Below are 8,955 nucleotides of genomic sequence, written 5' to 3' on the forward strand. Positions count from 1 at the left end.
GTTGGATTGGATCCCCAAGCGCGGCGGCTGTTGTGGGAGATCCTGCGGGATCTGAATCGACAGGGGATGACCTTGCTAATTACCACCCACTACATGGAGGAGGCCGAAGAGCTGTGCGACCGCATCGGCATCATGGACGGCGGCAAGCTGATCGAGCTGGGCAGCCCTAGTCAGTTGCGGGCCAAGTACGGGGAAGCTCTGCTGGTGCGCTCCCGACCTGGACAGGAGGTGAGCTACACCTTTTTCCCCAGCTTGGCGGAGGCCCAGCGGCAGTTGGAAGCCGAATCCGACAAAACCGGCCTGATGGTGCGCCCTGCCAACCTAGAAGATATCTTTGTGCGCTTGACAGGCCGTCGTCTGGATTAGCGCGCTTTTACTCTCAACCTCTCTCTCTTTTATGGCTATTTGAATTCCTCTCCTCCCTCCTTTGGAGTGGGTGGCTCAAACTTGTAGCCAACGCCGCGCACGGTGCGGATTAGCTCTGGCTGACTGGCATCAGTCTCTAACTTCTTGCGAATTTGGCCAATGTGGACATCAACGACTCGCTCATCTCCTTCATAGTTAAAGTCCCACACCTCTCGGATCAGTTCAGCGCGTCGCCAAACCCGTCCAGGGTAGCGGGCCATGGTGTAGAGCAAGTCAAACTCCAGAGCCGTTAGGCTAATGGGGCGCTGGTCGCGAGTGACTTCCCGGGTTTCTGGGTTAATCACCAAGGAGGCAAAGGTTAGAACGGGGGCGCTCCCTCCCTGGGCTTTCGTCCGCCCCCGGCGCAGGATAGCCTGCACCCGTGCTTGTAGCTCCGGTAGGGTGAAGGGTTTGGTCAGGTAGTCATCTGCGCCTAGCTGAAATCCTTGCAGCTTGTCGGCAGGATTCACTCGGCTGGTTAGCATCAATACATACACGCCAGTCTCCTTTTGCATCTGCCGGCAGAGGCTGTAGCCGCTGACATCTGGCAAGTTCAAATCCAAAATCACCAAGTCCGGCTGAAAAGTACGTAACTGCTGCAGGCCCTCGGCACCGGTTGCAGCCACCTCGACCGTGTACCCTTGGCGCTGCAAATACCGCTTGAGCAGCGTGCAAATGCTGGGATCGTCGTCGACAATAAGGATGCGGAACATAGCGGGGTAACTAGGAGGGGACAGGGCTGCAGAAGAGCTCTGCCAGCAGGACGTATCCGGGCTGCAGAAAGCGGCAAACCCAGGTAGTCTTTATTTATACAACAGACTGCTTCAGACTCTTATTGAATTGGCTGTTTGGCTTTCCTCGAGCCTCTGTCTCTGGGCAAATGAGTGGCAACCACTCGTTAGGCTGTCTGCAAAGGAGGGGAGTAACAACTTGCCGGCCAGGCCTTAGAGTGGCATGGTGGGGGTTCTTCCCAGAGGCTTATGTACTACGATCCCAACGCCGTCTTTCGCAAGGATATCCAGGTGGCCCTCTTCACCTGGGGAGTGCTAGAGCTGGTCTGTTTCGTCATCATGCCGTTCACGCGGGCCTACGAGTATGCGCAGGTAGCGGATTGGCTGTGGCCATCGCTGGTGCTGGGGCCAGCGGGGGCGGTGGTGGTAGCCTTTTGCTCAAAGCTCACGGTAGCTGCTAGTAACATCCCCGACCCGAAAAGGAAAAGGGCGCAGCGGCAAATTGCTCAGGTAATCAGTTTCTTCGGCTTCTTGGGTTTGGCCTTGCCCTTGCTCCTAGCCGGCTGGACCTTTGGCCACGAAATTCTCACCACCGACTGGGAGAATATGTTCACCAAGTAGAGGCTAAACGTGCTGCTGAGCTTGCCCCTTGGGAGATAGCTTCCCAAGCCAGCACCCAGAGGCGAAACTAGAAGTACTAGAGATGCTCTGGGGCTTGCAAGCGTTGGCAAGGCTCTTACTCTCAGCTTTTGGGAGCTGAGTTTTGGATGGCTAACTACCCGGTGCGAGGCCGTTCTTCTCCGGCGGTGGGGAGTTTTCCCTTCGGCACCCTAATGGCCCTGAGCCTCTCGGTTGGGGCCTTGGCTGCTCTGGGTTGGCAGGCGTGGCAGTTCATTGCTCCCCTGGTGGCTCCCCCTGCAGTGCCGCAGTTTCCTCGAGCGGTGCGGGTGGAGCCTTTGCCTAGACCGACAAGCTTGCCCTTTTCCCCCTCGGCTCGCCCTACTCAGAGGGAGTCTCCGCCGGCTGTAGGCAGCCTTGATTCCACTGCCTTTCCGCCTGGCAGCCGGGGGCGGGTGATCGAGCCTCGGGGTCTAGCCATCCGCAGCAAGCCCTCAGTGGAGGGAGCTTACCAAGGGGGAATTGGGGCGGGGGAAATAGTGACGGTGCTGGAGTACAGCGCCGATGGCCGCTGGCAACGGGTGCGGCGAGAGCTGAACGGCCAGGAAGGCTGGGTACGCGCTGGCAACCTGGGCCCCGTGGAAGGAGCAGCAGTTGCCTCGGCTCCACTTTCTGCAACTTCTGGGGTTGAATCTACACCTAACTCTACCCCCTCGCTAATTCGGCCACTGGTAGAAACCAGCCTTGCTCCAGGGGAACGGGGACGGGTAATTGAGCCGATTGGCCTAGCGCTACGGGCCACTCCCGACCGGGAAGGAGCTTACATCGGTGGTGTGCCCATGAACGAGGTGGTGGAAGTGCTGGAATACAGCGCCGATGGCCGCTGGCAGCGCATCCGGCGGCAGAACGGGCAGGAAGGTTGGGTGCGGGCCGGAAACTTGGCGCAGGAGTAGTTTCTGGGGGATGCCCCAGCGGGGGATTGTAAGGGTGAAGAAATCTGTGGTTCGGTAGAGCAGGACTGCCTGGGCCAAGCGACAAACGCCGGCGCTGGAGGGTCCGTCGAAGGGCTACTCTCTCTGGATCAAGGGTAGAGCCTGAACAGCAAAAAGGGAGGCGGAGGGGATCCCATGTGTGCTCAAGTTCAGTCCTGAGCTGGCCCTCGTCTGTGGCGAGTAGGTGGGAGAAGAGCACAAGGGTCTTGTCCGGGAGGCCAGGTGGCGGACTGGGGAGCCGCCTTCCACTTCGACCACCTGTTTGGGAATGACAGGCTGCCCTTCAAGGACGGCCTCAAAGGCAGCGCTGGGGTTCGCCTGATTGCCTCGGCAGGACGGGGTTCTTGACGTAGGTCTTTGCCCTCAAGTCCCGTTGGCTTTTGTTGTCCTCTATCCTTTGCTTAGCGATGAACCCAGTCTGGCCAAGTCGCGCCCCTTTCCACTCTTGCTGGCAATTGAGCTGGCTGGCTTTTGGCCTGCTTCTGGCTGCCCCGGCTTGGGGACACGGGGTGGAGGCCTCTTGGCGAGCAGTTCCCACGTTCGAGATCCAGGCCCGCTACGATACAGGCGAGCCGATGCGTTCGGCGCAGGTAACGGTGTTTGCACCTAGCAATCCCAGCACTCCTTGGCAGGAGGGGCAGACGGACGCCCAGGGCCGGTTTTGGCTGCAGCCGGATCCGGAGCTCAAGGGCCTGTGGCAGGTGCACATTCGCCAGGCGGGGCACGGCGTAGTGGTGAAGGTGCCGGTTGGAGAGGGGCTAGGGATCCCCAGCCCCCCCTCTCCTGGCTTTGGGCCTCTGCAGCGAGGGGTCATGGCCGCCTGCGTTATCTGGGGCTGCTTAGGCACAGCGCTGTTTTTCTTGCGGCCCCGCCCTGCCGCCTCTGTGGGTGGAGAACGGCCAAGCTCCGAAGTCGGCGCTGCTGCTCTGGAGCAGGACTAGCCATGCACATCAGCGAGGGCCTTTTGCCAGCGCCCCTGTGGTTGGGAGGCTATGGCCTCACCGCCTTGATCACCGGCTACAGCCTGGGCCGCCTGCAGCGGCTGGAAAAGGATCCCCGCCGCCCGCTCCCCAAGGCAGCGCTGCTGACAGCGGCTTTTTTTGTCGCCTCCTCCATTCACCTGCCCTTTCCTCCAGCCAGCCTACACCTGCTGCTCAATGGCCTAATGGGCGTGCTCTTGGGGGTCTTGGCCTACCCGGCCATCCTGGTGGGCCTGTTCTTTCAGGCCGTGGCTTTTGGGCATGGAGGGCTGACCACCCTGGGGATCAACGCCGCCATCTTGGGGATCCCGGCGCTTCTGGCAGGAGGGATCTTTCAAGCAAGCCGGCGGCGGCTGGGAACGGGCTGGGCTGCCTTTTGGGCAGGAGCTGCAGGGGTGGTGCTGGCGGCGCTGCTATTTTACGGCGTGGTGCTGGCGGCGCTGTACAGCGAGGGGATCCCTTCCACGTCCGCAGAGCGCTTGGCCCTGGCCGGCTTGATGGCAGCTCATCTGCCGCTGGCAGGGGTGGAGGGGCTGTTTACCCGTTGGGTGGTGCTGTTCTTGCAGCGGGTACAGCCGCAGCTTTTGGGGGAGGATGAAAAGCTCTAAGGCTAATCTGCCCTGCCCGCCTCTCGCCTCCAGGAGTTTTTCCTCCCCTTGGCTCCACCGCTGGCGGCCTCTGCCCAAGGTGGTTGGCCTACTGGCATTGATGGCGGCTTTTGCCCAGGTGCAGCGCTTGGCCTTGCTACCCCTAGTTTGGGTGTTGGTGGCTCTTCTTTGGGCGCTCTCCGGCTTGCCCCTGCGCCGAGGGCTAAGACGGCTGGCCGCCCCAGGAGTTTTGTTGATAGCCTTCGTCCTCTTCTTGCCTTTTGCCGTTGGGGAGACCTTCCTCTGGCAGTGGGGCTCCTTGGCTTTGCGCTGGGAGGGGCTGGAGAGGGCGCTTTGCCTTGGCGGGCGCAGCCTGGCGCTGTTGGCCCTGGCAATGCTGCTGGGGGAGACCACCCCTCTGCCGGCCCTGTTGGCAGCCCTAGGGGCTTTGGGGATCCCCGACCTACTCCTGGAACTGGCTTGGCTAACCCAGCGCTATTTGCAGGAGGTGGCTACCCAGTGGCAGCGGATGCAGCGGGCAGCTCGGCTGAGGGGCTGGCGACCGCGGGGATCCCTGTGGCGTCCGGACCTGGCCTTGCGACAAGACCTTCCCTTCCTGGCTGCTGCAGTGGGCACTCTCCTGGTGCGCAGCTACGAGCGCTCCGAGCGGGTCTATCAGGCGCTGCGCCTACGGGGCTATGGAAGAGCGCTTCTGCTCCCAGAAGAGAGGGCAGGAGATCCCTGGAGCTGGGCGGCCACTGGGCTGGCGGTGGCTGTGGCTCTCGGCTTGGTGTGGGTTCAATTTGGGGGTTATCCCGATTGAGCTGGTTGGCAGGGGAGTTAGACAAGGTGGACAGTCCTCCTCCCCGCCTTTAGAAGCGAAACCCAACTAGAACTAGAATAGGAAGGCCTCAATTTTCCCAATTCATTTGTTGTCTATTGTTGCCATTCTCTCGGCCTCTCCTGTGGCTATGAACTGGTTGGAAACCGCTCTGCCTACGCCCTCTCGCAGCCTTTCTGCTTCCCCAAAGGAAGCGCCGGCTGTTGCCGTTGTGCATCTGGGCTGTGAGAAAAACCGCGTGGACACGGAACACATGATGGGCCTGCTGGCCCAGGCGGGCTACCGGGTGGAGGGGGATGAAGAAAGCGCCGACTACATCATTGTCAACACCTGCAGCTTCATCGAAGCGGCGCGACGGGAGTCGGTCAGCACCTTGATGGAGCTGGCAGTGCAGGGCAAGAAGCTCATCATCGCCGGCTGCTTGGCGCAGCACTTCCAGGAGGAGCTGCTGCGGGAGATCCCAGAGGCGGTGGCCATTGTGGGCACGGGCGACTACCACCAAATCGTCCAAGTTATGGAGCGGGTGGAGCGGGGAGAGCGGGTTAATGCCGTCACCTCCAGCTTGGACTACATTGCCGATGAGACTGTCCCCCGCTATCGCACTACCCACGCGCCAGTGGCCTACCTGCGGGTGGCCGAGGGGTGTGACTATCGCTGCTCTTTCTGCATCATCCCTCACCTGCGGGGCAAGCAACGCTCTCGCCCCATCGAGTCCATCTTGCGGGAGGCCGAACAACTGGCTGCAGAAGGGGTGCAGGAGCTGATTCTCATTTCCCAGATCACCACCAACTACGGGATCGACCTCTACGGGGAGCCGCGGCTGGCGGAGCTCATCCGTGCTCTGGGCAAGATCCCTATTCCCTGGGTCCGCATGCTCTATGCCTACCCTACGGGCATTACTCCGGCAGTGGTAGAGGCCATTCAGGAGACCCCCAATTTCTTGCTCTATCTGGATCTGCCGCTGCAGCACAGCCACCCCGAGATCCTCAAGGCCATGAACCGCCCCTGGCAGGACCAGGTCAACGACCGGTTGATCGAGCGGCTGCGTCAGGCCCTACCCAAGGCCGTGCTGCGCACCAGCTTCATCGTCGGCTTTCCTGGCGAGACAGAGGAGCACTTCCAGCATCTGTTGGACTTTGTGCAGCGCCACCAATTTGACCATGTGGGGGTGTTTACCTTTTCTCCCGAAGAAGGCACGCCTGCCTACCACCTTCCTCACCAAGTGCCTGAGCGCGTCAAAAAAGAGCGCCGCGCCCGCCTGATGCAGCTGCAGCAGGAGATCGCCTTCCGCCGCAACCGCGAGCAGGTGGGGCAGGTGGTGCCTGTGCTCCTGGAGCAGGAAAACCCCCGCACGGGCGAGTGGATTGGCCGCTCCCCCCGCTTTGCCCCTGAGGTGGACGGGGTGGTGTATGTGCGCGGGCCGGGATCTTTGGGATCCCTGGTGCCGGTCCAGATTACGCGGGCCGAGCCCTACGATCTCTTTGGCCAGGTGGTGGAGGCGCCGCAGGGCTTTAGTTGGAGTGGGCGGTAGAATAGCAAGTTGGACTCCAGCGGGAATAGGATGGCTAGTTCTGAGGAGCTGAAACAGGCGGCAGCCCAGGCAGCAGCCCAGCGGGTACAGTCAGGCATGGTGGTGGGCCTGGGGACGGGCTCCACAGCCGCCTTTGCAGTGAGCGCCCTAGCCCAGCGCATGCGAAAGGAGGGGCTGCAGTTCATCGGGGTGCCCACTTCCGAGCGCACGGCGGAACAGGCGCGCTCTCTAGGGATCCCGCTGGCCACGCTGGAAGAGCAGCCTCGCTTGGATCTGGCCATCGATGGAGCTGATGAAATTGAGGTGGGATCCCTCAATCTCATCAAGGGGGCAGGGGGAGCCCTGCTGCGGGAGAAACTGGTGGAGGCCAGCGCCGCCGAGCTAATCATCATTGCCGACGCCTCCAAGAAGGTGGCGCAGCTAGGCACGCGCTTCCCAGTGCCGGTGGAGGTGGTGCGCTTTGGCTGGAAGACCACCCTGGCGCGGGTGGAAGCCCTGGGCTGCCAGGCGGTGCTGCGGCGCACGGCCGACGGGGATCCCTACCTCACCGACGAGCAGCACTACATCCTCGACTGCCAGTTTGGCCCCATTGCCGATCCAGCCAAGCTAGCTGAGCAACTCAAAGCAACGGTGGGGGTAGTGGAGCACGGCCTGTTTATCGGCATGGCCACGGAGGCCATTATTGCTGGCCCTGGAGGGATCGAGACGCTGCGGCGGCCGTAGGGGCCAGTTCGGCTGCCAGCAGGATTGCCTGCTTGAGGCTCTCGGCGCGGGCCACCCCCTGTCCAGCTATGTCAAAGGCAGTGCCGTGGTCAGGGGAGGTGCGAATAAAGGGCAACCCCAGGGTTAGGTTGACGGCTCGGTCAAACGCCAGCAGCTTCACCGGGATCAGGCCTTGGTCGTGGTAGAGGGCCAGGTAGGCATCAGCCACGGCGGGAGACCCTTGACCATACCAGGCTTGGGCGGGAGCTAGCCACATCGTATCGGGGGGGAGCGGCCCCCAGATTCTGGCGTGGGGATAGGTACCTAGCAGCTCCGCCAGCCACTCCTGTTCTTCTGAACCCAGTTGCCCCCGTTCGCCGGCATGGGGGTTGAGGCCAGCCACGGCAATTACGGGATCGCCAATCCCAAAGAGCTCGCGCAGGGATCCCGCCAGCAAGTCCAACTTCCTGCGCACCAGCTCTGGGGTGAGGGTGAGGGGCACCTGGCTCAAGGGGATGTGGGTGGTGGCCAGTAGAACCCGCATCTGCCAGCCGCTGTAGGGAGAACGGGCCACAAACAGCATCCCGTAGCACTCGCGCCCGCTGAGCTGGGCCAGTACCTCTGTTTGGCCGGGGAAGGGGTAGCCCGCTTGGTGCCAGAGGTATTTGGCAATGGGGGCGGTCACGATCCCCTGGAACTGGCTTTGCAGCGCCCCTTCAACAGCCGTTTTCAGGTAGACAAAGCTAGCCGCTCCGCTCTGGGTATCCCCCCGGCCCACGCCAGAGGGCTCTAGGTGGAAGCCGCTGCCGCACTCTAGGACTGGAATCCCTTCTGGGTCAGCTAAGGGATCCGCTACCCCTTTTGCTTTCAAGAGACGGTAGGTAGCCTGCAAAACCTGCCGCTCGCCCACCACCGTTATCTGGGCGCAGGCCTGCACTTGGGGATCCGCCAGCGCCTTGAGCACAATCTCTGGCCCAATCCCCGCCGGATCTCCCAACGTCAGGGCGAGCTTTGGCAGCACTAGGCTCACAGGGGCGTTCCCGATTCCTTTCCAATTTTTATCCCCCCGAAGGGGGAGCTACAGCCAAGCCCCGCGCTTTGCCGGTAGGTAATGCCTGGCGTTTTCAACTTCTAGGGATCCTCCCGAAGGGGGAACGCGAGGCGGCCAAATGGCCGACCGGATCATTATCGAGTAGTTTCCAATTTCTAGGAATCCCCCCGAAGGGAGAACAGCCCTAGCTTTCGGGGCAGAGCCCCTAGCCAGCAGAGCCAGCACTAGGACTGCTCCTCGATTGAAGCCAAGCAGGGCAAGGGGTACAAGACCCATTTGCGAGGGGGTCGGTCGAAAAGGGCAAAAAGTGGCCTTGGAGAGAGGCGGTGAGAGCCTGAAAGCCTTGTAGCGCAAGGCATCGAGCGGGTAACGAAAAAATGGGCCTTTGCGGGATTTTTGGAGGCGCTCGCAAAGGCGTTGATACCGTTGTTTTGCAAACATCCCAAGCACAGGGATACGTAGGGTTAGCCGCGCAGGCGACCGGAGCGGAGGATGCTCAGGATAAGCCACAGGCCCA

The 8,955-nt window shown here is 61.7% G+C and carries 9 protein-coding genes and 1 pseudogene; 8 read left to right on the forward strand and 2 right to left on the reverse strand.

Translation table 11 applies throughout. From position 1 onward, the window contains the following. Positions 1-366, forward strand: a pseudogene (locus tag NW860_RS05845) (ABC transporter ATP-binding protein); the annotation flags it as partial. A 35-nt stretch (positions 367-401) separates the two neighbouring features. Here NW860_RS05845 and NW860_RS05850 read toward each other — a convergent pair. Then, positions 402-1,118, reverse strand: coding sequence for a response regulator transcription factor (locus NW860_RS05850; RefSeq protein ID WP_414396291.1), 717 nt, complete (start codon positions 1,116-1,118; stop codon positions 402-404). Between the two features lie 267 nt (positions 1,119-1,385). Between NW860_RS05850 and NW860_RS05855 the strand changes: the two genes are divergently transcribed. The 7 genes from NW860_RS05855 (at position 1,386) to rpiA (ending at position 7,408) form a co-directional block, all read left to right on the forward strand. Further along, entirely contained in the window at positions 1,386-1,757 is a 372-nt protein-coding gene (locus NW860_RS05855; RefSeq protein ID WP_414396293.1) for a hypothetical protein, read from the forward strand. Between the two features lie 146 nt (positions 1,758-1,903). Further along, a complete protein-coding gene (locus tag NW860_RS05860) occupies positions 1,904-2,707 on the forward strand; it encodes an SH3 domain-containing protein (protein WP_414513004.1) in 804 nt (267 codons plus the stop codon). A gap of 494 nt (positions 2,708-3,201) precedes the next feature. Further along, positions 3,202-3,687 (forward strand): hypothetical protein, encoded by a 486-nt coding sequence (locus tag NW860_RS05865; protein ID WP_414419925.1) that lies wholly within the window; start codon positions 3,202-3,204, stop codon positions 3,685-3,687. Positions 3,688-3,689: 2 nt separating this feature from the next. Then, a complete protein-coding gene (gene cbiM, locus NW860_RS05870; protein WP_414513005.1) occupies positions 3,690-4,334 on the forward strand; it encodes a cobalt transporter CbiM in 645 nt (214 codons plus the stop codon). Further along, on the forward strand, positions 4,321-5,136 hold the full coding sequence (gene cbiQ, locus NW860_RS05875; protein ID WP_414425564.1) for a cobalt ECF transporter T component CbiQ: 816 nt from the start codon (positions 4,321-4,323) through the stop codon (positions 5,134-5,136). Before cbiM ends, cbiQ begins: the two co-directional genes overlap by 14 nt. A gap of 106 nt (positions 5,137-5,242) precedes the next feature. Beyond that, positions 5,243-6,685: a 30S ribosomal protein S12 methylthiotransferase RimO gene (gene rimO / locus NW860_RS05880; protein WP_414513007.1), complete on the forward strand. Its 1,443-nt coding sequence runs from the start codon at positions 5,243-5,245 to the stop codon at positions 6,683-6,685. Positions 6,686-6,715: 30 nt separating this feature from the next. Then, positions 6,716-7,408 carry a ribose-5-phosphate isomerase RpiA gene (gene rpiA, locus NW860_RS05885; RefSeq protein WP_414513009.1) on the forward strand — a complete coding sequence of 231 codons (693 nt, stop codon included), beginning with the start codon at positions 6,716-6,718 and terminating at the stop codon, positions 7,406-7,408. On the opposite strand, the gene pdxA is transcribed toward rpiA, so the two are convergent. Further along, positions 7,365-8,417 carry a 4-hydroxythreonine-4-phosphate dehydrogenase PdxA gene (pdxA, locus tag NW860_RS05890; protein WP_414513011.1) on the reverse strand — a complete coding sequence of 351 codons (1,053 nt, stop codon included), beginning with the start codon at positions 8,415-8,417 and terminating at the stop codon, positions 7,365-7,367. The two genes, rpiA and pdxA, sit on opposite strands and share 44 nt — an antisense overlap. Positions 8,418-8,955 lie beyond the last annotated feature (538 nt).

The sequence above is a fragment of the Synechococcus sp. F70.1 genome, assembly GCF_047502745.1.
Taxonomy (GTDB): Bacteria; Cyanobacteriota; Cyanobacteriia; order Thermostichales; family Thermostichaceae; genus Thermostichus.